Annotated in this window: 18 protein-coding genes; 7 read left to right on the top strand and 11 right to left on the bottom strand. The window is 69.1% G+C overall.

From position 1 onward, the window contains the following. Positions 1–58: 58 nt before the first annotated feature. The 3 genes from ACFWU3_RS33570 to ACFWU3_RS33560 form a co-directional block, all read right to left on the bottom strand. A complete protein-coding gene (locus ACFWU3_RS33570) occupies positions 59–523 on the bottom strand; it encodes a pyridoxamine 5'-phosphate oxidase family protein (RefSeq protein ID WP_384444974.1) in 465 nt (154 codons plus the stop codon). 171 nt (positions 524–694) lie between these two features. After that, the gene (locus ACFWU3_RS33565) at positions 695–1,297 is read right to left on the bottom strand and encodes a TIGR04222 domain-containing membrane protein (protein ID WP_384444972.1); all 603 of its coding nucleotides are present in this window, start codon (positions 1,295–1,297) and stop codon (positions 695–697) included. Between the two features lie 172 nt (positions 1,298–1,469). After that, positions 1,470–2,009, bottom strand: a complete 540-nt coding sequence (locus ACFWU3_RS33560) for a GNAT family N-acetyltransferase (RefSeq protein ID WP_384444970.1) — start codon at positions 2,007–2,009, stop codon at positions 1,470–1,472. Positions 2,010–2,148: 139 nt separating this feature from the next. Between ACFWU3_RS33560 and ACFWU3_RS33555 the strand changes: the two genes are divergently transcribed. Further along, complete coding sequence (locus ACFWU3_RS33555) at positions 2,149–2,850, top strand: alpha/beta fold hydrolase (protein WP_384444968.1); 702 nt, start codon at positions 2,149–2,151, stop codon at positions 2,848–2,850. A gap of 140 nt (positions 2,851–2,990) precedes the next feature. Here the strand turns inward: ACFWU3_RS33555 and ACFWU3_RS33550 are convergent, their stop codons facing one another. Both ACFWU3_RS33550 and ACFWU3_RS33545 read right to left on the bottom strand, forming a co-directional pair. Further along, the gene (locus ACFWU3_RS33550; protein ID WP_384444967.1) at positions 2,991–4,532 is read right to left on the bottom strand and encodes a M1 family metallopeptidase; all 1,542 of its coding nucleotides are present in this window, start codon (positions 4,530–4,532) and stop codon (positions 2,991–2,993) included. A 295-nt stretch (positions 4,533–4,827) separates the two neighbouring features. Next, on the bottom strand, positions 4,828–5,277 hold the full coding sequence (locus ACFWU3_RS33545) for a hypothetical protein (protein ID WP_384444965.1): 450 nt from the start codon (positions 5,275–5,277) through the stop codon (positions 4,828–4,830). Between the two features lie 262 nt (positions 5,278–5,539). On the opposite strand from ACFWU3_RS33545, the gene ACFWU3_RS33540 reads away from it, so the two are divergent. From ACFWU3_RS33540 to ACFWU3_RS33530, 3 genes are all read left to right on the top strand, one after another. Then, complete coding sequence (locus ACFWU3_RS33540; protein ID WP_384444963.1) at positions 5,540–5,902, top strand: DUF1801 domain-containing protein; 363 nt, start codon at positions 5,540–5,542, stop codon at positions 5,900–5,902. Positions 5,903–6,028: 126 nt separating this feature from the next. Beyond that, on the top strand, positions 6,029–6,397 hold the full coding sequence (locus tag ACFWU3_RS33535) for a low affinity iron permease family protein (protein WP_384444961.1): 369 nt from the start codon (positions 6,029–6,031) through the stop codon (positions 6,395–6,397). A 767-nt stretch (positions 6,398–7,164) separates the two neighbouring features. Beyond that, a complete protein-coding gene (locus ACFWU3_RS33530; protein ID WP_384444959.1) occupies positions 7,165–10,881 on the top strand; it encodes a S8 family serine peptidase in 3,717 nt (1,238 codons plus the stop codon). Positions 10,882–10,979: 98 nt separating this feature from the next. On the opposite strand, the gene ACFWU3_RS33525 is transcribed toward ACFWU3_RS33530, so the two are convergent. Continuing rightward, positions 10,980–12,311: an NAD(P)/FAD-dependent oxidoreductase gene (locus ACFWU3_RS33525; RefSeq protein ID WP_384444957.1), complete on the bottom strand. Its 1,332-nt coding sequence runs from the start codon at positions 12,309–12,311 to the stop codon at positions 10,980–10,982. A 269-nt stretch (positions 12,312–12,580) separates the two neighbouring features. Here ACFWU3_RS33525 and ACFWU3_RS33520 point away from each other — a divergent pair, with 269 nt between their 5' ends. Together ACFWU3_RS33520 and ACFWU3_RS33515 are read left to right on the top strand one after the other, a co-directional pair. Continuing rightward, positions 12,581–14,200 (top strand): cytochrome bc complex cytochrome b subunit, encoded by a 1,620-nt coding sequence (locus tag ACFWU3_RS33520; protein ID WP_384444956.1) that lies wholly within the window; start codon positions 12,581–12,583, stop codon positions 14,198–14,200. A 75-nt stretch (positions 14,201–14,275) separates the two neighbouring features. Beyond that, the gene (locus ACFWU3_RS33515) at positions 14,276–15,004 is read left to right on the top strand and encodes an SDR family oxidoreductase (protein WP_384444954.1); all 729 of its coding nucleotides are present in this window, start codon (positions 14,276–14,278) and stop codon (positions 15,002–15,004) included. Positions 15,005–15,019: 15 nt separating this feature from the next. Here the strand turns inward: ACFWU3_RS33515 and ACFWU3_RS33510 are convergent, their stop codons facing one another. The 5 genes from ACFWU3_RS33510 to ACFWU3_RS33490 form a co-directional block, all read right to left on the bottom strand. After that, the gene (locus ACFWU3_RS33510; RefSeq protein ID WP_384444952.1) at positions 15,020–15,778 is read right to left on the bottom strand and encodes an RNA polymerase subunit sigma; all 759 of its coding nucleotides are present in this window, start codon (positions 15,776–15,778) and stop codon (positions 15,020–15,022) included. 197 nt (positions 15,779–15,975) lie between these two features. Next, positions 15,976–17,706, bottom strand: a complete 1,731-nt coding sequence (locus ACFWU3_RS33505) for an L-aspartate oxidase (protein WP_384444950.1) — start codon at positions 17,704–17,706, stop codon at positions 15,976–15,978. Between the two features lie 180 nt (positions 17,707–17,886). Beyond that, on the bottom strand, positions 17,887–18,636 hold the full coding sequence (locus ACFWU3_RS33500) for an SDR family oxidoreductase (RefSeq protein ID WP_384444948.1): 750 nt from the start codon (positions 18,634–18,636) through the stop codon (positions 17,887–17,889). A gap of 206 nt (positions 18,637–18,842) precedes the next feature. Then, a complete protein-coding gene (locus ACFWU3_RS33495) occupies positions 18,843–20,075 on the bottom strand; it encodes an NAD(P)/FAD-dependent oxidoreductase (RefSeq protein ID WP_384444946.1) in 1,233 nt (410 codons plus the stop codon). Between the two features lie 26 nt (positions 20,076–20,101). After that, positions 20,102–20,998, bottom strand: a complete 897-nt coding sequence (locus ACFWU3_RS33490) for an RNA polymerase sigma-70 factor (protein ID WP_384444944.1) — start codon at positions 20,996–20,998, stop codon at positions 20,102–20,104. Between the two features lie 278 nt (positions 20,999–21,276). Here ACFWU3_RS33490 and ACFWU3_RS33485 point away from each other — a divergent pair, with 278 nt between their 5' ends. Further along, complete coding sequence (locus ACFWU3_RS33485) at positions 21,277–21,750, top strand: carboxymuconolactone decarboxylase family protein (protein WP_384444943.1); 474 nt, start codon at positions 21,277–21,279, stop codon at positions 21,748–21,750. Positions 21,751–21,787 lie beyond the last annotated feature (37 nt).

Here is a 21,787-nt window from a genome sequence, read left to right as displayed (position 1 = left end):
ACCGGGAGGGCCACGTCGTCCGCGCGGCCGGATCACAGCCCATGGCTCTGCGGCCGGATCACAGCCAGTGGCCCTTCTGCATCACATCCCGGCCGGGCAGTTCGTTGACCTCCCGCCACGCCTGTATCTGGAGGGGCTCGATACGGAAGTACTGGTAGGGCGTGGCCAGTTCCCTGGGGTCGAACCCGGTCTTCGCGGCGAACGCGTCACCGAGATCAGCGCCCGGCGTCCCCGCCTCCTCCCCGACCTCGATCGGTACGGCGGAGCCCTCGACGAGCACCACATCGCGTGTGCCGCCCAAGGCGAGCCGCACCTTGCCACCGGCCAGCAGATTGCGGCTGGTCGGGGAGGTACGGACGGTGGAGATGACGAAGGCGGCGCCGTCCCAGAGGAACGACAGGGGCACCAGGTAGGGGTAGCCGTCCCCGTCCGCGGTCGACACCCAGGCATCGACATCGACGTCGAATCGTGTGCGCACATCGTGCCGGCGCTCGGCGAGGCTGCGCGGGGGCGGGAGGGTCATGGGAGCAGACTCCTTCGGTGATCGGCTCGGTGATCGGCGAACTTCGTTGGTGGGCCGCTGCGGTTCGGGAACGAACGGCCGTCCGTGCGGTCGGCCTTCGGATCAACAGACTGTGCCACGCGGTGAGTTGGACCTCTCGACCGGGCCCCGGAGCGACGCGGCACTGACGGGTCAGTCGCTGCCGCCGCCACCGCCTCCGCACGAGTGGTGCCCGCCCGCACAGCCCCCGCCTCCTGTGTCGTGGTCCGTGTCCGGTCCGCCGTCGTCGATGGCTCTGGCCATCCGGACCAGACGCCTGCCGAGCCCGGACGGCACGGTCGACGCTTCGCCGACCGCCCGTCGCACCCGCCTGTCCGGTACTGCCGCCGGCCCTTCGAACACGTAGTGGGGGAGCGCCTGCCCATGACGTGCCTCCTCCAAGCTCCGCCGTCCCGTCGCGGTGGGACGACGTCCCGACCGCGCGAGCAGGCCGTACGCAAGGAGTCGCGCCGCGATCTCCTCCACCTCGGGCGCGGCTCTCAGCACGGCGAACACGTCCGCCGTGCTTCTGCTGCGGGGGCAGAGAGCGAGCAGCGCCCGCTCGATCCGGTGCCCGTCCGTCTGTCCTTCGGCGGCACGTACCCGCGTGGCCCGCAGGGTCACGGCGCTCCGTTCGCTGAGCGTCACAAGAGCGACCTCGACCACCCGCCGAGGCCCGCCGGCCAGGTACGCGATGTCGTACACATCCAGTGTCCGCGGCGCCGTCGTGGCGGGTCGCCGAAAGAGAGTCCGCATGGCAATTCCCCCTGCCCTGCCCGGAAGTTTCCCGTTTCTGCTGTGATGTCCCGCGAGGCATCGGCCAACCCTCGACGGCACAGGTTCAGAGGAAAACTTGAGCTCTCCGTTCTCCGCCCGGTGCGTGGGGTGCGCGGCCACGACGGTCTCCCGCGCAGCGGAGCGCGTGCCTTCACCGCGCGAGGGTCCTCCACCGCTCGGCCAGCAGACCGAACAGGAGGTCGTCGGTCCACTCGCCCTTGAACCAGGTGTACTCCGGCCGCCGTCCTTCCAGTTGGAAGCCGACGCGTTCGAGAAGCCGGGCGGAAGGGGTGTTCCGGGCGTCGCATTCGGCCGACACCCTCCGCAGCCCGCGGGTGAACTGATCGCCCAGGACGGCTCGTACGGCCTCGGTGGCGTAGCCCTTCCCCTGACGGTCCGCGGCAAGGGTGTACCCCAGTTCCGCCTGCATCCGGTTGTCGTGCAGCCGGACGCCGACATCGCCCACCAGCACGCCTTCCGCCGTGAGTTCGACGGCGTACTGGAACCATCCGGGCTCGGCGGGGTCGCCGTTCGCGAACTCCCGCACGAGCGCGGAGGCCGACTCCGGGGATACGGGTGCCTCCCAGGCCTTGAACCGGGCGACCGCTGGGTCCGAACGGTAGGCCGCGAGCGCCGGGCCGTCGCCGGCACGGAAGCGGCGGAGCCGCAGCCGCGGAGTGTCGATGAGCATGTCCGGAGCCTGCCACGGCCCCACCGGAGTGCGCAGTCCATATACGGGCCGCCCGCCCGGCGCCGCCGGTGCGCTTCGACGGCGTGGACGAGTGCCCGACTCCGGGGCGGTTGTCAGACCCTCGCGTTACGTTGACTCCATGGCTGACTTCGTACTGGTGCCGGGCGCATGGCTCGGATCGTGGGCATGGGACGACGTGGTGCCGGAGCTGCGTGGGGCGGGGCACGGCGCCCACCCGCTGACGCTCTCCGGACTCGCCGAGAAACAGGGGGTGCGGGCGGGGCAGGAGACCCATGTCCAGGACATCGTGGACGAAGTGGACCGCCTGGATCTGCGCGACGTGATCCTTGTGGGCCACAGTTATTCGGGCATTCCGGTCGGCCAGGCGGCCGAACGCATCGGCGACCGGCTGAGGCGTGTGGTCTTCGTCGACTCGAACGTCCCGGCCGACGGCGGATCCTTCGCCTCCAACTGGTGGCAGGGGCAAGCGACCTTCGAGGCGTCGCTCGCCGAAAACGAAGGGTTCTGGGCCCCGCTGACCGCGGCCGACTGCGACGGCCAGGGACTCACGGACGAACAGATCGCCCGGCTCGTGGGCGGCGCGACTCCGCACCCCGGCGCCACGCTGACCGAGACCGCGGTCCTCACTCGTCCGCTCGGTGAGCTTCCGGCGACCTACATCAAGTGCCTGCTCGACGGCCCCGAGCCGAGCGACGACGTGGTGAAGCTGCTCGCCGGTGAGCGGTGGCGGCTGATCGAGATGGACACCGGCCACTGGCCGATGTTCTCCCGGCCGCACGAGCTGGCGGAGATCCTGCTCGGGGCGGCCGAGGAGTCCTGACGCGCTGGGGCGGCACCTCCCGTGAGCCGCACCCTCGCGCGCTACGGCCGATCGTTCCGCCGGAACAGCGGCAGCGCGGCGAGCCGTCGGACCTCGCGTCCGAGCGGCCCACCGCGCCGGGAGACCGGAGACGCGACGCCTCAGAGAGTCGCGCTCGCGTGGTCGTGCGGGGTGTGCATCTCTTCCTTCCAGGCCGTCGAGTTGGTGGGCGGAGTCACCGTCCAGTCCGGGTGTCCGGGCATGCGCGGCGTCTTCGTGCCGTACAGCCACTCGTTGAGGAAGCCGGACAGATCCTGGCCCGACACCTGGGAGGCCACGGCGATGTAGTCGGCCGTCGAGGCGCTGGAGTTGCGGTACTGGTGAAGGAACCGGTGCTCGATCCGGCGGAAGGTCTCTTCACCGACGAGGGACCACAGGGCGTAGAGCACGAGCACGCCACCCGTGTACCTCTGACTGTGGAAGAGGTTCGCGGCGGTCGGCACGGCGACGGGGCCGGCGTCCTTGCGCCACTGGTCGCCGCGGGAGTAGACGTCCTTCATCCGGGCTTCCATGCTGGTCAGACCCAGTGAGTCGGGCCAGCCGCGCTCGTACCGGTAGAGCAGACCGTAGTAGTCGGCATGCCCTTCGTTGATCCACAGATCGGACCAGGTGGCGGGTGCCACCAGGTTGCCGAACCAGGAGTGGACCAGTTCGTGCATCATGTGCGAGCCGATCAGCTTCTCCTCCTGGAGGAGGTAGTTCGGCTTGTAGATGGTGAGCGTCTGGGTCTCCAGACCGGTGAAGTCGAACGCGTCGGGGGCGTCCGTGTTGGCCGGCAGGATGCCGTACGCCTCGAAGGGGAATCGGCCCAGTCGCTGCTCGACCCAGGTCAGTTGACCCGGTGTGAGAGCGAGAGCCGGTTCGAGGGCGTCGGCACGAGCGGTCGGGACGACGTCCCGCAGACGCATGCCGCTCGGTCCCTGCCGCTCGACTATTCGGTAGTCGCCCACGGTGACCTGCACAACCTCGGTGGCTATCGGGTCGCGGGAGCGGTAGGCAAACGTTGTCATACCGTCGACGGTTCTGGTGGAGACGAGCGAACCGGTCGCGACGCCCTTCAAGCCCTCGGGGACCGTGACCTTGAACGTGAAGTTCGCCTTGTCGCTGGGGTGGTCGTTGCACGGGAAGACCGTCCGCGCCAGATCGGGCTGACAGGCGACGGCGAACCCGTCGGGCGTCGGCACCCAGCCGTTGTAGGGAGGCTTGATCTTGCGCGGGTCGGCGACGTAGTCGACGCGTATGACGAACTTCCTGTGCTGGCGCACACAGGCCGCGGGTGTGACGACCAGCTTCTCGGCAGCCTGCTCGAACGTCGCCTTGCGGTCGTCCAGCCAGACACCCTGGACGACGGGGCCGAGCAGATCGAGCGAGAAGCGCGAGAGGTCCTGCGTGGCACGGGCCCTGATGGTCACGGACGCATCGACCAACCGGGTGTCCGCGCGATAGGTGAAGTCGAGCAGGTAGTCGGAGACCCGGTATCCGGTGTTTCCGAGGACGGGGTAGACCGGGTCGCCCAGGCTGTCGCCCCCGGGTGTCCCACCACCGAGGGAGCCCTGCGCTCGCGCGGTCGGGGAGAGGGTCAAGGCAGCGGCTGTGCCGAGAAGCGCGGCCGCGGGGGCCGTCACTCGGGTGCGGTTTCGCATGCGTCTCTTTCGTTGTGGTCCGTGGGGCCGGAGGTGTCGGGCATGAGAGGGGACGCGGTCGCTCGCGTCCTGGTTCTCCGCACCCGTGTCGGCTTACGGCGACAGCCCGATGCGCCGTACGCCACCGTGAGGCCGGGTGGTTGGGAGCATGATCGGCACGGCGGCGGGGGAGCGCAACTCGGGCCGGGTGCGGGCGGCCTGGCGACCGATCATGTGCCGCACACGAGTGGACGTCCTGCCACCGGTCACCGGCACCTGTCGGCGTACGCGGCCCGTGCCGGCCCTCCCGGGTCGCTCACTCGACCAGCAGGGCCACGAGATGCTTCGCCGTCTTCTCTCCGGCGCGCTGTTTGATCAGACCCTCCTTGGCGGCGGCCCGCAGCTTCACCGCGCAGCCCTCGCCCTCGCCGCCGGTCTGCAACGCCTCGACGAACGCCGTGACCACCACAGGGTTCATCCCGCCGAACCCGCCGCCCGTCACGACTCGTAGCGTCCGGGCGTCCGTGCGGAGTTCCGTGCCGGGGACCGAGTGCTCGTGTCTCGGGCCCGCCTGGTCCAGGACGCGGACGACTCGTCCCAGGGCCTCTGCGAAGGGCAGGGGCAGGACGAGGTCGATCTCGTGGACGTTCTTCTTCATCCGGCGGGCGACGCGCCCGGTCAGTCCTCCTGCCGCGCCGACGGAGGACGCGACGGCGGCGAGTTGGCGGGCGAGGATCTCGTCCTCGCCCAGGTCCATGCCGGTCATGCTGCCCTCCCCTACGGCACGTTGCGCGCCGCCCCCTGTGATCTCTGACGAGGTCGAACACTACGAGCGGTCGACCGGGTCCGCAACGCTTCCCCGCGGCCGCGGCCGCTGCCGGCCTCGTCGTCGGATTCGTGGTCGCCGACCTCGCCCAGCCGCCGGGACGAGCGGCGCACGTTCGTGCGGCGAGATGCGATGAGTTCTGTGACTGTCGGCGGTCTGCCTCTCGAACACCGGAGATCATCACCTGACGGAGGCACACACCATGGCGAAGTTCGAGACCGTCGAGGCGTACCTGGAGTCCCTCGACGCGCCGCTGCGTGACGTGGCCGAGCACGCGCGGAAGACCATCGACGCCGCCCTCATCGGTGTCGAAGCCGCCATGTGGCACGGGCACCCCGTCTGGAGTCTGGGGGACGCACCGGGAAAGCAGCCGGTCGCCCTGATCAAGGCGTACGGCTCCTACGTGACCTTCGCCCTGTGGCGCGGGCAGTCCGTGACGGATGCCTCCGGCCGGCTGGAGGCGACATCGCGGGAGATGGCTCAGGTCAAGCTCCGCTCGGTGGCGGACATCGACGCCGACCTGTTCACCGGCTGGCTTCACCAGGCACGCGAGCTGGAGGCATGATCCCGGCCGGCTCGGGCCGTGCACCAGGGAGCCCGCGGTGCGACGCCGCAGGCAGGCCCGCGCAAACCCGGGTGAACGAATACGCACCCCCAGGTGTGTCGACCGGTGACCGGGTAGATGGCATGCATGACCTTCCAGCACCCCTCCGACCGGGACGGCGACCGCCGAGGCTGGTTCTCCCGTCTCGCGGAGAACGCCTCGAACTTCACCAGCTCTCCGGCGTTCTTCGGCTTCTGCCTGGTCCTCGTGGCCGTGGTCATCACCACCCATGCCATCAAGCTGCCGATCGAATGGCTGATGCTCACGGGCGAGACGATGACCGCCGTCACGCTGCTCCTCCTCGCTCTGCTCAAGAACTCCGAACGGCGGGCAGAGCACGCGATCCAGCGGAAGCTGGACGCCATCGCGGCGGCGCTGCTGGAGATCCAGGAGCGCGAGCCGGGCGAAGCGGTCCGTAGCCTCCAGGAGGCCATCCGGATGGAGGAGGAGACCTGAGGAGCGCGGTGGCCGGCACGGGTCCCCACGTGCCGCGGCAGGTCCCGGGATCAAACCGAGGGGCGGCCACCGGCGAACGTGCCCGTGTGTGCTGAGCGCGAGTCAGGAATCAGGGGATCGGGGCGGGCCAGCGCTTCGGACAGGGAAAGCCCCTCCCGGGCGGCAACGACCCGACGGACGTGCACGTCGGCGCGCGTCCGGGGACGGTACTTGGGCTCCTTGCCGCATCCACAGGTTTGTCGACCTTCGTAGCGCAGCCCTTCGCTCAGGACCGCAGCCACCACAGACCATGCGCGGACACTGCGCCTGCGAGGCGGCGCGAAATCATGACCGGCACAGACAAGAGGCCGTGCGCAGTTCGGGCACGAATGCTCCCGCTGCGGGTACGCGTGCCGCTTGAAGCTGACACGACACGACAGACACGCGAAGTGCAGCTTGTAGGAGGTCTCGGCGTAGTGGCACATGGGGTGACGCTACTGACCGGATCATCGAGAGGGCGACCCGTTTGTCGGCCGCGCGCGCCGAGGCGGGGTGGCCCGAGCGCGTCACCTCGACCTTGAGGCCCAGAGGGTCCTCCACACCCGAGATGATCAGGCAGCAGCTCTTCTGGTGATGCCCTCCTCGTGGCACAACGCCCGCGCGAGGCCCCCTCCGCGTCGCAACTGTGCCATGTCACAAGTGCGTCGCCACCTTCCCATTGAGCATGGCTGGAGGCGGTCGGACGATCAGGTCTTCCACCTCGCAGATTCTGAGGAGTCGCCTTGCGCATGGTTCCCTTCCCCAGACCCGGGCTGATCGCGCTCGCAGTGGTCACCGCCTTGGCCGTCGGGGGTGTACCGGCCGCCACCGCCGTAGCCGCGCATCCGGCCGGTGCCGCCTCGTCCGCCGGCGCCGCACAACGGTCACCCGGCCAGGACAGGACGCACACCGTCACGCTGATCACGGGCGACAAGGTCACCATCGGAACCGCCGCCGACGGCACCGTCATCCGGTCCTTCGAAGGCGCGGGCCCGGCCACCACCGGGTACCACCGGGCCGTCATCGACGGTGCGATGTACGTCTATCCCGACTCGGTCCTGCCGTACATCGGCGCCGGCAAACTCGACAAGCGGCTGTTCAACGTGACGCGGTTGATCGCCGACGGCTTCGACGACGCGCATGCCGACCGGCTGCCGCTCATCGTGAAGTACACCGACGCCACGGCCAAGTCCCGGACGCTGCCCAAGGTTGCGGGCTCGAGCGTCGTACGCCGGCTGGACAGTGTGCAGGGCGCCTCCCTCGCGCAGAACCGCGACAAGGCCACGGCGTTCTGGTCCGCGCTCACCGGCAACGCGGCCTCGGCGTCGGCGCGTTCGGCGAAGCCCGCCTTCGCGAACGGCATCGCCCAGGTGTGGCTGGACGGCAAGGTGAAGGCCGACCTGTCCGAATCGACCGCGCAGATCGGTGCGCGGCAGGTCTGGGCGGAGGGCAACACCGGCAAGTCCGTCAAGGTGGCAGTCCTCGACACCGGAGTGGACCCCGAACACCCTGACCTGGCCGAACAGATCGACGCCGGCTCCAACTTCGTCCCGTACGAGCAGGACTTCCTCGACCACCACGGTCACGGCACGCACGTCGCCTCGACCATCGCCGGCACCGGAAGCGCCTCCGAAGGCAAGGAGCGGGGCGTGGCACCCGGCGCCCGGCTGGGGATCGGCAAGGTGCTCGACAACGAGGGCCGTGGCCAGGAGTCCTGGATCATCGCGGGGATGGAATGGGCCGCCCGGGACCAGCAGGCAAAGATCATCAACATGAGCCTGGGTGGCGCAGGAGACCACACCGACCCGATGAGCGCGGCGGTCGACCGGCTCAGCCGGGAGACGGGCGCGCTGTTCGTCGTCGCGTCGGGCAACGGCGGCCCGCGGACCATCAGCAGCCCCGGTGCCGCGGACTCCGCGCTGACCGTGGGCGCCGTCGACTCCGCGGACCGGCTCGCCGAGTTCTCCAGCCAGGGGCCGCGTGAGGGCGACGCCGGCGTGAAGCCGGAGATCACCGCTCCCGGTGTGGACATCCTCGCCGCCCGCACCCACTACAAGCGCGGCGGCTCGGGCCACTACACCACGATGACCGGTACATCGATGGCCACACCGCACGTCGCCGGTGCCGCCGCGCTGCTGGCCGCAGCGCACCCGGACTGGACCGGCGTGCAGCTCAAGGAGGCACTGGTCAGCAGCGCGAAGGCCACCCCCTCCTACACGCCGTACCAGGCGGGCGCCGGCCGGCTCGACGCCGCCGCGGCGGTGCGCGCCACGGTCTTCGCGACCGTCAGCGCCCACTCCGGTTTCCACTCCTGGCCCCCGAAGCCGGGAGAGACCGACGTCCGGAAGGTGACCTACACCAACGCCGGTGACGCCCCGGTCGCCCTCGACCTGGCCGTGGAGGCCGGCACCACACCGGCGGGGATGTACCGCCTCTCGGAGAGCCGGGTCACCGTTCCCGCCCAAGGCACCACCACGGTCTCCCTGACCGCCGACCTGGAACGGCTGCCGGCCGACCAGCCGGTCAGCGGCATGGTCACCGCCACGGACAGCGCCGGAAAGGTCCGTGCCCGCACCCTGATCGGTGGAGCGAGAGAGGGGCTGCGGCGAACCCTGACCGTCGTCGCCAAGGACCGGGCGGGCAAGCCCCTGACCGGCCGGGTCCACCTCATGTCCGATCGCCTCGTCACGACCCTGGACGTCGACGCGAACGGCACCGGCACGATGCGGCTGCCCGTCGGCAGTTACAGCGGATGGATCCACGCCGACGTGCAGGGCGCCAACGGCCCCCGCTCGCTGGGCATGGCCGTGCTCGGCTTCAACGATGTGCAACTCGACCAGGACCGGACCGTCACCCTGGACGGCCGCAAGGCACGCCGGATCCTCGCGCGCGCACCGAAGCAGACGACGGCCGTCGCACCGCGCCTGGATGTCGAACGCTCCTTCGCCCGCACTCTGTTCGCGTCGTCCATGCTGCCCAACCCGTCCTACGACAGCATCTGGGCTCTGCCGACCGGTCGGAAGGTCACGGAGGGCTCGTTCGAGTTCGGTGCCCGCTTCCGCCTCGAACAGCCTGCGCTGACCGTGGGCACCGGGCCAAAGACCTACGACGACCCGCTGGTCAAGCGCGCGGCACGGCCGCTTCCGTCCGGCACCAGGACGCTGAAGGCGGTCTTCGCCGGCGAGGGTTCCGCCGGGCAGCTGGCCCGGCACGACGTGCGCGGACTGGCCGTCGTGGTGCGGCGCAGCGACACCGTCGCGATACGGGAGCAGGCGGAAGCCGCCGCTGCCGCAGGCGCGAGCCTGCTCCTGGTCGCCAACGACGGGATCGGCCGCCTCCAGCCCTGGGACGAGCACGCCTACAGCCCCGAGAGCCCGGCCCCGCTGACGGTGGCGACGCTCGACGCCGATCAGGGCGCGGACCTGATCGACCGGCTGCGACGCGGCGGAGCCGTACTGAAGGTCGCCTCGCATCCCACCACCGAGTACCTCTACGACGTGGTGCACCACTGGTCCGGTGCCGTGCCGACGGAGCCGACCTGGCGTGTGCGGTCGGACGCACTGGCGCGGGTGGACGTCTCCTTCCGCGACCACCGGCCCGGCAAGGCGAACGAGTACCGCTACGACTCCTGGCAGGGCTGGACCGCAGGCAACCAGCTCATCGTTCCCGCGCGGGGAGAGCGGACCGACTGGGTCACCGCCGACGCCGGGTGGGTGGAGGCGGCGAGCATCGCCGGTGAGACCGGGCAGCGGTCGATCGACCTGCTGCGCTACGCACCCGGGAAGACCGCCAAGGTCAGCTGGTTCGGTCCGATCCAGCGACCCCGGATGGCTCCGGGTGCCTTCCAGCCGGTTCGGTACCTCGACATGATGTACGTGCCCGCGCCGGGCTGGGGCGACTCCGGTGCCGGCCATGTCGGAGACGCCTACGCGAACTTCGGCGTGGCCAACCGGGTGTCGCTCCATCAGGGCGACCGGGAACTCGCCCGGGGCAACGCCGAGCGGCTGACATCTCCGCCACTCGCCGCGGAGCGCCTGCCCTACCGGCTGGTGGTCGACAACAACCGCGGCGCCTGGGAACACCCCTACTCGACACGCACGCTGACCGAGTGGACGTTCACCTCCGCGGCGACCGGCGCCGAGTCGACCGCGTCACTGCCGCTGATCCAGCTCGACTACGGCGTGGACACCGACACCACGGGCCGAGCGGACCGGCGTGCCGTGCTGACGGTGACCGCATCGCATCTGCCGGGCACCACGGCTGCCATCGGCAAGCCCGTCGTCGAGATCTCGTACGACGACGGGGCGACCTGGCACCGGTCCGAAACGGGCCGTGACGGTGACGGTTGGCGGACGCGCCTCGAGGCCCCGAAGAAGGCCGGCTTCGTGAGCCTGCGGGTCACCGGACGGGACAGCGCCGACAACACGGTGTCCCAGACGATCACCCGGGCCTTCGGCCTGCGCTGACCCCTCACGACCACGCATGGGCGGGACCGCACCCGGCGGCCCCGCCCGTCGGCGTCTCCCGCCACCGCTGTGCACGCGACCGTCCGAGGCCGGCGGACCTATGCGGTCACCGACCTCTCCCGCTGATACAGCTCGGTGTGCTCGAAGTCCGTGAGGGTGGCGGGGCGGCCGCGCTGGAAGCCGGTGCAGACGAAATCGTCTCCGGTGGTGGCGTTCAGGGCCCAGTTCGCCGCCACGCGGGTGCGGGCGGTGAGCGTGGGCAGAGCGAACAGGTGGTAGCCACGAGCGACCACCTGTGCCGGCAGACCGGACAGCTCGATGCCGAGCGGCCGTGAGACCGCGTAGTTGTCACCGAGGTCGACCACCAGGCCCAAGTCCCGGTGGTAGTACGGCTTCATGGGGCGGCCGCGCAACGTGGCCGCGATGTTCCGGGCCACAGCCTTGCCCTGGCGCTGCGAGTGCTGGGCGGTCGGAGGGGCGATGGCGCCCTCACCCCGGGCCAGGTCCGGCACCGCCGCGGCGTCCCCGACGGCGAAGACGCCCGGTGCTCCGAGTACGTCCATCTGCGGCGTGGTGGCGAGCCGGCCGCGGATCAGTTCCGTGTCGACGGTCTTCATGAGCGGACTCGCGGCGACTCCCGCTGTCCACACCAAGGTCCTGGTGGGCAGCGTGCGTCCGTCCGTGAGTTCGACGGAGCGCGGCGTCAGCCGGGTGACACTGGTCTCCAGGGAGATCTCGATGCCGCGCTCGCGCAGCGCGTGAATCGCCTTGTCGCCGAGGTGCTCGCCGATCTCCGGGAGGAGCCGCGGCGCGATGTCCACCAGGTGCCAGCTGAGCTGCGAGGGATCGAGCCGCGGGAACCTCTGCACCGCCGCCTGGGTGAGCAGTTGCAGGGCGGCGGCCGTCTCGGTTCCGGCATATCCGCCGCCGACGACGAAGAAGCGCAGTCGTTCGGCCCGCTCATCGGGGTCGGTGGCGATCGCCGCGGCGTCGAGCTGCCCGATCACGTGGTCGCGCAGGTAGGCCGCCTGGGCCAGGGTCTTCATCCCGAGGGCGTACTCGCTCACGCCGGGGATGCCCAGGAGCCGGGTCGTGCTGCCTGCGGCGAGCAACAGGATGTCGTAGCGCAGATCGCGCTGCGGCCCCTCGGCCGTCAGCACGCTCACGCGCCGTTGCGCGGGGTCCACTCCGACGGCGATACCGGGGACGTACCGGCTCCGGCGGAGTCGCCGGCGCAGGGACACCGCGACGGACTGCGGGGTCAGCAGCCCCGAGGCCACGTGCGGCAGAAGCGGCAGATAGAGCTGGTAGTCATTCGGTGAGACCAGGACCAGTTCCGCTTCTCCGGGGCGCAGGATCTTTTCCAGACGGTGCAGGCATTCCACGCCCGCGAACCCGCCTCCGACCACCAGGACGCGCGGAAGGGGCATGGCGGACCTCCTGTCCGTACGTGAGGAGAGGCCTTTTCATGGTCACCCCGCGAGCACGTCCCCGCACGATGTGAGGGGTGCGCCCGAGCAGCGCCGGCGCCCGGAGCCCGCTTGGCCCACTCCCTCAGCACCGCCATTCGCGAAATCGGAGCGCGCATGCCTGTGCGTCACCCGGCAAAGGTTTGAGGTGATTGGCATACTCCGTTCCCAGAAGATCGCATATGCCGTATTTGTGCCGTGACACCTATCGGATGGATGAAGACGGAACTATGGACACTGGGGCGCCATCGAGCCGGGGGCGTGCACATCGCGGAGAGAAGCTCGCCGACTGGGCGGACGGGCGGGTGGGCGTCTTCGGCCTCGCGAAGGCCAATATGCGCAAGATCTTTCCCGACCACTGGTCCTTCATGCTGGGTGAGATCTGCCTCTACAGTTTCGTCGTCATCATCCTGACCGGGATCTACCTGACGCTGTTCTTCCACCCGTCGATGAACGAGGTGGAGTACCACGGCAGCTACGTCCCCATGCAGGGCATCCTGATGAGCGAGGCGTATGCCTCCGCGCTGGCCATCAGTTTCGACGTACGCGGTGGTCTGCTCATCCGTCAGATCCACCACTGGGCCGCGGTCGTCTTCATCGCCGGCATGTTCGTGCACATGATGCGCGTCTTCTTCAACGGCGCCTTCCGCAAACCCCGCGAGATCAACTGGCTGCTCGGCTTCCTGCTGCTCGTCCTCGGAATGTTCACCGGCTTCACCGGCTACTCGCTGCCGGACGACCTGCTCTCGGGTACCGGCGTGCGCCTCACCCAAGGTCTGATCCTGGCGGTGCCGCTGGTCGGCACGTACCTGTCGATGTTCCTGTTCGGCGGTGAGTACCCCGGGACCGACATCGTGTCGAGGTTCTACTCCATTCACATCCTGCTGCTGCCCGGCATCATGGTGGGCCTGCTGGTGGGCCACCTGATCCTGCTCTTCTTCCACAAGCACACGCAGTACGCGGGCGCCGGCCGGAAGAACCAGAACATCGTGGGCATGCCGTTCTTCCCGATCTATCTGGCCAAAGCCGGAGGCTTCTTCTTCCTGGTCTTCGGCGTCATCGCGATTCTCGCGGCCATCGCGACCATCAACCCGATCTGGACCATCGGTCCGTACCGGCCGGATCAGGCGGGGGCGGGTGCCCAGCCCGACTGGTACATGGGCTTCGCCGAAGGTCTCGTCCGGGCGATGCCCGGCTGGGAGATCGACTTCTGGGGTCACACCCTGGCTCTGGGAGTCCTCATTCCGCTGGTGGTGTTCGGTCTGTACCTCGTCGTGATCGCGGTGTATCCGTTCATCGAATCCTGGATCACCGGCGACGATCGCGAGCACCACATCCTCGACCGGCCGCGCAATGTACCGACCCGCACGGCCCTCGGCGTCGCCTGGTCCGTCGGCTACATCGTGATGCTCATCGGCGGGGGCAACGACATCGTCGCGACCCATTTCGATCTGTCGATCAACCACGTCACCTGGTTCGTCCGCTTCGCGCTGTTCGCCGGCCCCGTTGTCGCCTTCATCGTCACCAAGCGCATCTGTCTGGGGCTGCAACGGCGTGACAAGGCCAAGGTGCTGCACGGACGGGAATCAGGTGTCATCACCCGGCTGCCCCACGGTGAATTCGTCGAGATCCATGAGCCGCTGTCCCAGAGCCAGCTGCACATGCTCACCGCGCATGAGCAGTACCAGCCGGGGAAGGTCTCACCGGCCGTCGGAACGGACCGGGAGGGACGCGAACCCACCCGTACCGAGAGACTGCGCGCCAAGCTCAGAAAGAGCTATTTCGGCAAGAACAACCAGGTCCCGAAGCCGACCGTCGAGGAGTTCGAGGACAGCACCCGTAGCCACTGAGGAGTTGCGGGCCCGCCCGGCGGAGCGCTTCCTGGACATGGGCCCGAACACGGGGTGGACCGGAGAGGTGGAGAGATGAAGATCGCCGTCATCGGAGGAACCGGCCTGATCGGGTCGCAGGTCGTGAGGAACCTGAACGCCCAGGGCCACCAGGCAACACCGTGCTCCCCGTCGACGGGAGTCGACGTCATCACCGGTGAGGGACTGGACGAGGCCGTCGCCGGCCGCGACGTGGTCGTGAATCTGGCGAACTCTCCCACGTTCGACGCCGCCTCGCTCGACTTCTTCCGTACGTCCATGGGCAACCTCCTCGCCGCGAGCGACAAGGCGCACGTCCGGCACTTCGTCATCCTCTCCATCGTCGGCGTCGACCAGGTTCCGGACATGGACTACTACCGGGCGAAGGTGCTTCAGGAGGACCTGCTCAAGGAAGGGCCCATTCCGTACTCCATCGTGCGCGCGACGCAGTTCATGGAATTCATGGACACGGTCATCTCCGCCTCGACGGAGGGGGACACCGTCCGCCTCTCCCGCACGCCCATTCAGCCCATCGCGGCCGCGGACGTCGCCGCGGCCGTCAGCGAGGTCGCTGTCGGTGACCCCCTGAACGGCGTCCTCAAGATCGCGGGACCCGACATCTACGCCCTCGACGAACTGGGCCGGCTCACCCTCACCACCAGGGGCGACACGCGCTCTGTCGTCACCGACGACGGCGCGGGCATGTTGGTCGCCGTCCCGGGAGACGTCCTCACCGATCGTGGTGCCCGCCTCGCGCCCACCCACTACACCGATTGGCTCGCCTGACCGGGGGAGGCACCGTCACGGACGTCCTGAACTGCCCCTGGCCGCTGTGGGCCGGTTCCAGGAGCGGAGCTTGTCCGGGTTGAGGGTCACCCATGCCAGGACGACATGCGAGCCGGCGATGTCGAGACTGATCACGGCGGCGACCCGGTCGTCGTACCGCGCGACGATTCCGGTCCGGCCGTTGACGGAGTGGGTGTGGAGCGTGGTCCCCGGGCGCGGGGCGAGCAGGGTCAGCAGGCTGTGGGCGACCTCCGGGCCACCGTGGACGGGCTCGGTCAGAGCGCGGACCTTGCCGCCGCCGTCGAAGACCGCGGTGACGTCGTGTGCCAGCAGGGAGCCCAGAAGAGGTGCGTCCCCGGTGACACAGGCCAGTCGGACGGCACGGACCACGGCGTCGTGCTGCCGCGGTGGGGCGGGACGCAAGCGCCGCGCCCGCAGACTGCGGCGGGCGTGGCCGGCCAGTTCGGTGCGGTCGGGATCCGCCCGGCCCTCGATGTCGGCCACCGCGACGGGAGCCGTGCGGAACGGGTGGTCGAGCGCGCATGCCCACGGATCGGCCGAGCAGATACTGCCCGCGAGCTGCGCGAGCCAGGACCGCGGGGTGGCGATCCGTGCCCGCGCCGGATCGGGCAGCTCGTACCACTGCCGGTAGGTCTCGGCGATGACATGCTCCGCCTCTGTGCCGGTCCCCAGAATCGAGCAGGCGACATTCAGGAGATGCCGCCGCTCGTCGAGCAGCTCTGCGATCGACACCGAGTCACTGGACCTGTCCATACGGCGTCCTCCCACTCATACGGCACCGCACAGAACGGGACGATCGCCTCGATCGTGCTGCGCCTTGCCCATGTAGACCGGACAGACGCAGTCGTTGTGACACGGCGCAGTGGCGATGTCGCAGCAGTCACCGGTGACGACCGCGGGCACGGGCCCCCGGTCGCCGGCCCGGAAAGCACAGGGCCGCAGCCGGCGGGCTACTCCACGAGCTTCCCCTCGGTGGAGACGTCTTCCATGTACGCCGAGATCTCTTCCGGAACGGGGGCGATGCTTTCGTGGGTGATTCCCGTGGTCGGCGACCACACGAGATTGACCTGCAGGGCCTGATCCATCTCCGGATAGTCGCTGCGGTTGTGGCAACCGCGGGTCTCCCGGCGCTCGATCGCCGCTTCGAGCGTGGCCCGGGCGGCGAGGGCGGCGGATTTGAGGTCGAAGGCGTGCGCCAGGTCCTGGAAGCCGGCGATGTCGGGGTGGACCCCGACGTTCTTCATGCGTTCCTCGATCCCGGCGAGCTCCGCCAGACCGGCGCGCAGTCCTTCCTCGTCGCGGACGACGCCCGCGTGTTCGGTCATGGTGTTGCGGATGGCGCGCTGCAGGGCACGGACGTTCTCCGGGCCGTCCGCGGCGAGCAGGTCGTCGATCTCGCGCCGGGCCTCGGCCACGGCGGCCGCCGAGCGCGGCTGTGCGGTCAGGCCCTGGGAGTAGGCGGCTGCGGCCTGTCCCGAGATGCGGCCGAAGACGAGCAGCTCGATGAGGCTGTTGCCACCGAGGCGGTTGGCGCCGTGGAGGCCGCTGGAGGCCTCGCCGATGGCGTAGAGACCGCGTACGTCGGTGCTGTGGTCCTCGGGCCTCACCCATACGCCGCCCATCGAGTAGTGCGCGGTCGGCGCTATCTCGATGGGATCGCGGGTGATGTCCAGCATCTGGAGATCCAGCAGTGTCTGGTAGACCCGTGGCAGGCGGTTCATGATCGTCTGTCGCGGCAGATGGGACACGTCGAGCCACACACCGCCCTTGGGCGTGCCGCGGCCTTCCTTGATCTCCGTGTAGGAGGCGAGGGCGACGCGGTCGCGCGTGGACAGCTCCATGCGCTCGGGGTCGTAGCGCGTCATGAACCGTTCACCGACGGCGTTGCGCAGGATGCCGCCCTCACCGCGGGCCGCCTCGCTGACGAGCGTGCCGGCCGCGTTCTCGGGCTCGATGATTCCCGAGGGGTGGAACTGCACCAGCTCCGGGTCGCGCAGACGCGCGCCGGCCTCCACCGCCAGCCGGAAGGAGTCTCCGGTGTTCTCGTCGCGCCGTGATGACGTGCGCCGCCAGATACGGGTGTGACCGCCCGCCGCCAGAATGACGGCATCGGCGTGGATGAGACAGCGCGTCCCGTCATGGAGATCGAAGCCGTAGGCCCCGAACACCGCACCGTCGTGCACCAGAATTCGGGTGATGTAGACACTGTCGAGCACGGGTATGTTCAACTGGCCGGCGCGCCTGACGAGGGTGCGCTGGATTTCCAGGCCTGTGTAGTCACCGGCAAAGGCGGTACGCCGGAATTTGTGCGCGCCGAAGAAGCGCTGGGATATGCGGCCGTCGTCCTCCCTGGCGAAGGCCATGCCGTACCGCTCCAGATCGTCGATGCCCAGAGCGGCGCCCTGCGTGACGATCTCGACGGTGTGAGGATCGGCGAGCAGATAACTCTCCTTGAGAGTGTCGGCCGCATGCTGTTGCCAGCTGTCCTCGGGGTCCATGGTGGCGAGGGCCGCATTGATTCCCCCTGCGGCCAGGGCCGTGTGCGCGTCGTCCTTGGGGCGTTTTCCGACGGCGAGGACATCCATGCCTGCTTCGGACAGCTCGATCGCCGCCCGTAGTCCCGCGCCGCCCGTTCCGATCACCAACACCGTCGTCGCAAGGCGCTTTTCGGTGATAGCCACATTCGCTCCGATCCTAGGGTTCGTCACTGAGTACGACCGGTTGACCCCGCTGTTTGTGACACCGAGCCCGGTGCCTCGGTGCCTCGGTGCGCCCCGCGGCGCGGGGGTGTGGTCGCGGCCCGGACGCAGCACGGTGTGCCGACATCGTGTGACGGACAGCGCACACGGCCCCACTCGTCCCTACTGCTGCCGGGCGACCCAGTCGGCGAAGCGGATCTCGCCGATACGGGCGTCGGCGCCGGGGAGCAGCGTGGTCTCCTGAAGTTGCGCACCGAAGTACGGGGCCCGGGGGTCCGACACGACCGTGCGAGGATCGTTCGTGGCCGCCAGATGTGTACGGATCAGGTCGTCCAGCTGGAACGTGTCGGCGCCGGCCACCTCGACGACACCGTTGAGCGGGTCGCCGACCGCGGAGCGCCCCACTGCGGCCGCGACGTCGTCGGAGCAGATGGGCTGGATCTTGATCGGGGCCAGGTGCACGGTGTCGTCGTCCTTGGTCGCCGCCGCCGTGATGCCCTTCATGAACTCGAAGAACTGTGTGGCGTGGACGATGGAGTAGGGCACTGCGGAATCCTTGATCAGGTCCTCCTGTGCCTGCTTCGCACGGAAGTAGCCGCTCTCCTGGAGACGGTCCGTGCCGACGACGGACAGCGCGACATGGTGGCCGACGCCGGCCTCCTTCTCGGCCGCGAGGAGGTTCGAGGTGGAGGTGCGGAAGAACGCCATCACGTCGTCGTCCGCGAAGGAGGGGGAGTTGGAGACGTCCACCACGACGGCGGCGCCTTCGAGGACCTCCGCCAGGCCCTCACCGGTCAGCGTGTTCACACCACTGTCGGGGGAGGCCGGTACCGCCTCGTGACCGTGTTCGGCGAGCTTGCTCACCAGCTTGGAACCGATGAGGCCGGTTCCTCCTATGACGACAACCTTCATGATGGGGTTCCTCTCGGAGTCTCGCGACGGCGCAGCGTGGCTGAGCGCGAGCGCCGCGCCGGTCGACGGTGTCTGTACTCACAAGGACAGGGCAGCGTCCGCGTGTGTGACGCACCGCGGTTGATCCCGTCCCCGGATGGTGTGGCCGGCCTTCTCGCCATGTGCGACCGCACAGCGACCCACCAGACACGGGTCGGCTCGTCGCCTCAGGGCAGCAGACTGTCCAGGGGCACGTCGGGATCGGCGAGAGCGGCGTCGTCGACGTCGGTCCGGGACCGGATCAGGTCACGGATCGGGCCGATCACGTCCCACACGTTGACCGGCATCCCGGCGAGCACCCGCCGGCCGGACATCCAGAAGGCGATGAACTTCCGGTTCTCCTTGTCGCCGCGGAAGACCACACGGTCGTAAGCGCCCCGGTCGACATAGCCGGTGTACTCCATGCCCAGGTCGTACTGATCGGTGTAGAAGTACGGCAGCCGCTCGTACGAGACGTCCTCGCCGAGCATGTTCCGCGCGGCCGTGGCCGGCTGGTTCTGCGCGTTGGCCCAGTGCTCGACACGGATGTGCCGTTGCAGCCACGGGTGGAAGGCATTGGCCACGTCGCCGGCGGCCCACACGTCGGCTGCGGATGTCCGAAGGTGCCCGTCGGTGACGATGCCGTTGTCGACCTCGATGCCGGCCTGCTGCGCGAGCTGGACGTTGGGTGTGATGCCCACCCCGACGACCACGGCATCGGCGGGCAGCAGCCGGCCGTCGGCGAGCTGAACACCGCTGATCCGGCCCTCGGTCCCGACCAGACGCTCGACCTCGACCCCGGGAAGCAGGGAGACCCCGTGCTCCCGGTGAAGACCGGCGAACACCTCTGCCGCCTCCCGTCCGAGCACCTTGATCAGGGGCAGCTCCCCATGCCCCAGGACGGTCACCTCCGCTCCGGCGATGCGAGCGGCGGCGGCGGTCTCCAGACCGATCCAGCCGTCGCCGATCACCACGATCCTCGAGCCCGCGGTGAAGGCGGCCTTGAGGCGCTCACTGTCCCCCACGCGACGCAGATAGAGCACATTGCCGAGGTCCGCCCCGGGAATGTCCAGGCGGCGGGGAGAGGACCCGGTGGCCAGCAGAAGCTTGGCGTACGGCATCCGCCGACCGCTGTCCAGCACCACTTCCCTCGACTCCAGGTCCAGGGAGACGACGGTCGTGTTCACCAGCAGTTCGACGTCGTGCTCGGGATACCAGTCCGCGGAGTGCACGAAGATCGAGTCACGTTCCTCCTCGCCGAGCAGATATCCCTTGGACAGCGGCGGCCGGATGTAGGGCCTCTCACCCTCGGATCCGATGATGAGCACGGGACCGTCGTGGCCGTGTTTGCGCAGGGCGGCCGCCGCCTTGCCCGCAGCCAGACCGCCCCCGACGATCACACAACCGGTCGTAGGAGACACGATGTTCCTCGCCTTTCGGTCGGGGTTCAGGCAGCGAGTGACGTGACGTAGGGCGCCAGCTTGGCCGGACTCATCACCCACATGATCCGCTCGACACCGTGGGCCGACACGTCGATGGACAGCAGAGCGACGGGGCTGCCGCCGGAGGTGACCAGGACGGCGGGCCGGCCGTTGGCCTCGACCCAGTTGGTGTCCGACCCCGGCCAGAAGCGCGGGGCGAATGCCTTGAGGTACTTGGACACATGCTCGCGTCCCACGACCGGGATCTTCGACGCGCCTCGCGCGCCGCCTCCGTCGGCGTAGCTGACGACGTCCTCGGAGAGGATGTGTTCGAGCGTGGCCAGGTCGCCCGTCTGTGCCGCGGTGAGGAACCCCTCGAGCAGGCGCCGGTGTTCGGCCGGGTCGACCGGCTCTCTGCGTTCGGCGGCCAGGTGTTTGCGTGCCCGGCTCACCAGCTGGCGGGTGTTGGCCTCGCTGGTGTCCAGGATGTCCGCGATCTGCGAATAGGGGTAGTCGAACGCCTCCCGCAGGACATAGGCGGCCCGCTCCACCGGGTTGAGTTTCTCGAGGACGAGAAGGACCGCCATCTCGACCGCCTCGGCGCGTTCCGCGCCCACGGTCGGGTCCCGGCTGGTGTCGACCGGCTCGGGGAGCCATGGGCCCACGTACGCTTCCCGGCGCACTCGGGCGGACTGGGCGACGTTGATTGCGAGCCGGGTGGTGACGGTCGTCAGGAAGGCCTTCGGTTCGACGATGTCCCGACGGTCGGTGTTCTGCCATCGCATCCAGGCCTCTTGGAGGATGTCCTCGGCCTCCACGGAACTGCCGAGCACGCGATAGGCGACACCGAACAACTGCGGGCGGGCCTCCATGAACTCCCGGGTCGCTCTCTCGAGCGAATCGGTGTCTTCTTCCGGGTCCATAGCGCCCCTTTCCGCAGGTCAATCCTACAACCGTTGTGGGCAGCACGCTTCTCGGCCAGAGGTCGCCCACACTGCCTCTGACCTGGGTGTATTCCCTTTCGGGTAGCTGTTGCGGGAGCACGTCGACGCTGTTGCGTCGGGTGTGCGCACCGACCCGCGTCCCCGTGGATCCACTGGAGCCACCCGGGGAGACGTACGTCACATCCCGTGATTGTCACGGTCGACGGGTGAGCCCGGTCAGTTCGGTGTAACTGCCTCTGCATCGAAGGGATCCCACCATGGAATCGCGCGTCAACTACTTCGGTAACGCCCTTGCGGGCAAGGTCATGAAGCATTTCAACTCGGCCAACAAGGTGGTGGCGGACTCGACCCTGCCGGTCACCACCCAGGAACTGGTGAAGATCCGTGCCAGTCAGATCAACGGCTGCGGCTTCTGCACGGACATGCACACCAAGGACGCCATCGCGGCCGGTGAGACGCAGCAGCGTCTGAACCTGGTGGCGGCCTGGCGCGAGGCCAAGGTCTTCACCGACGCCGAGCGTGCGGCCCTGGAGATCGCCGAGCAGGGCACGCGCATCGCGGACGCCGCGGGCGGTGTGTCGGACGAGGTCTGGGAGAAGGCCGCCAAGCACTTCGACGAGGACGAACTCGCCGCGCTGATCTCGCTGATCGCGCTCATCAACGCCTACAACCGCATCAACGTCATCAACCAGCAGCCTGCCGGGGACTACAGGCCCGGCATGTTCGGCTGAGGCGATCCGGCCGAGCCGGACCCGACCGCCCGTCTCC

This window comes from Streptomyces sp. NPDC058685 (genome assembly GCF_042714725.1).
GTDB lineage: Bacteria > Actinomycetota > Actinomycetes > Streptomycetales > Streptomycetaceae > Streptomyces.
The sequence above is the reverse complement of the archived record's forward strand: the minus strand, read 5'-3'. Positions and strand labels throughout refer to the sequence as shown.

What these genes read in the sequence shown, in the direction of transcription:
- ACFWU3_RS33510 (WP_384444952.1), bottom strand. Translation starts at nt 15,778, where the DNA reads ATGGACAGGTCCAGTGACTCGGTGTCGATCGCAGAGCTGCTCGACGAG.
- ACFWU3_RS33500 (WP_384444948.1), bottom strand. Translation starts at nt 18,636, where the DNA reads ATGAAGGTTGTCGTCATAGGAGGAACCGGCCTCATCGGTTCCAAGCTG.
- ACFWU3_RS33540 (WP_384444963.1), top strand. Translation starts at nt 5,540, where the DNA reads ATGGCGAAGTTCGAGACCGTCGAGGCGTACCTGGAGTCCCTCGACGCG.
- ACFWU3_RS33490 (WP_384444944.1), bottom strand. Translation starts at nt 20,998, where the DNA reads ATGGACCCGGAAGAAGACACCGATTCGCTCGAGAGAGCGACCCGGGAG.
- ACFWU3_RS33525 (WP_384444957.1), bottom strand. Translation starts at nt 12,311, where the DNA reads ATGCCCCTTCCGCGCGTCCTGGTGGTCGGAGGCGGGTTCGCGGGCGTG.
- ACFWU3_RS33545 (WP_384444965.1), bottom strand. Translation starts at nt 5,277, where the DNA reads ATGACCGGCATGGACCTGGGCGAGGACGAGATCCTCGCCCGCCAACTC.
- ACFWU3_RS33515 (WP_384444954.1), top strand. Translation starts at nt 14,276, where the DNA reads ATGAAGATCGCCGTCATCGGAGGAACCGGCCTGATCGGGTCGCAGGTC.
- ACFWU3_RS33520 (WP_384444956.1), top strand. Translation starts at nt 12,581, where the DNA reads ATGGACACTGGGGCGCCATCGAGCCGGGGGCGTGCACATCGCGGAGAG.
- ACFWU3_RS33555 (WP_384444968.1), top strand. Translation starts at nt 2,149, where the DNA reads ATGGCTGACTTCGTACTGGTGCCGGGCGCATGGCTCGGATCGTGGGCA.
- ACFWU3_RS33570 (WP_384444974.1), bottom strand. Translation starts at nt 523, where the DNA reads ATGACCCTCCCGCCCCCGCGCAGCCTCGCCGAGCGCCGGCACGATGTG.
- ACFWU3_RS33535 (WP_384444961.1), top strand. Translation starts at nt 6,029, where the DNA reads ATGACCTTCCAGCACCCCTCCGACCGGGACGGCGACCGCCGAGGCTGG.
- ACFWU3_RS33560 (WP_384444970.1), bottom strand. Translation starts at nt 2,009, where the DNA reads ATGCTCATCGACACTCCGCGGCTGCGGCTCCGCCGCTTCCGTGCCGGC.
- ACFWU3_RS33550 (WP_384444967.1), bottom strand. Translation starts at nt 4,532, where the DNA reads ATGCGAAACCGCACCCGAGTGACGGCCCCCGCGGCCGCGCTTCTCGGC.
- ACFWU3_RS33530 (WP_384444959.1), top strand. Translation starts at nt 7,165, where the DNA reads ATGGTTCCCTTCCCCAGACCCGGGCTGATCGCGCTCGCAGTGGTCACC.
- ACFWU3_RS33565 (WP_384444972.1), bottom strand. Translation starts at nt 1,297, where the DNA reads ATGCGGACTCTCTTTCGGCGACCCGCCACGACGGCGCCGCGGACACTG.
- ACFWU3_RS33485 (WP_384444943.1), top strand. Translation starts at nt 21,277, where the DNA reads ATGGAATCGCGCGTCAACTACTTCGGTAACGCCCTTGCGGGCAAGGTC.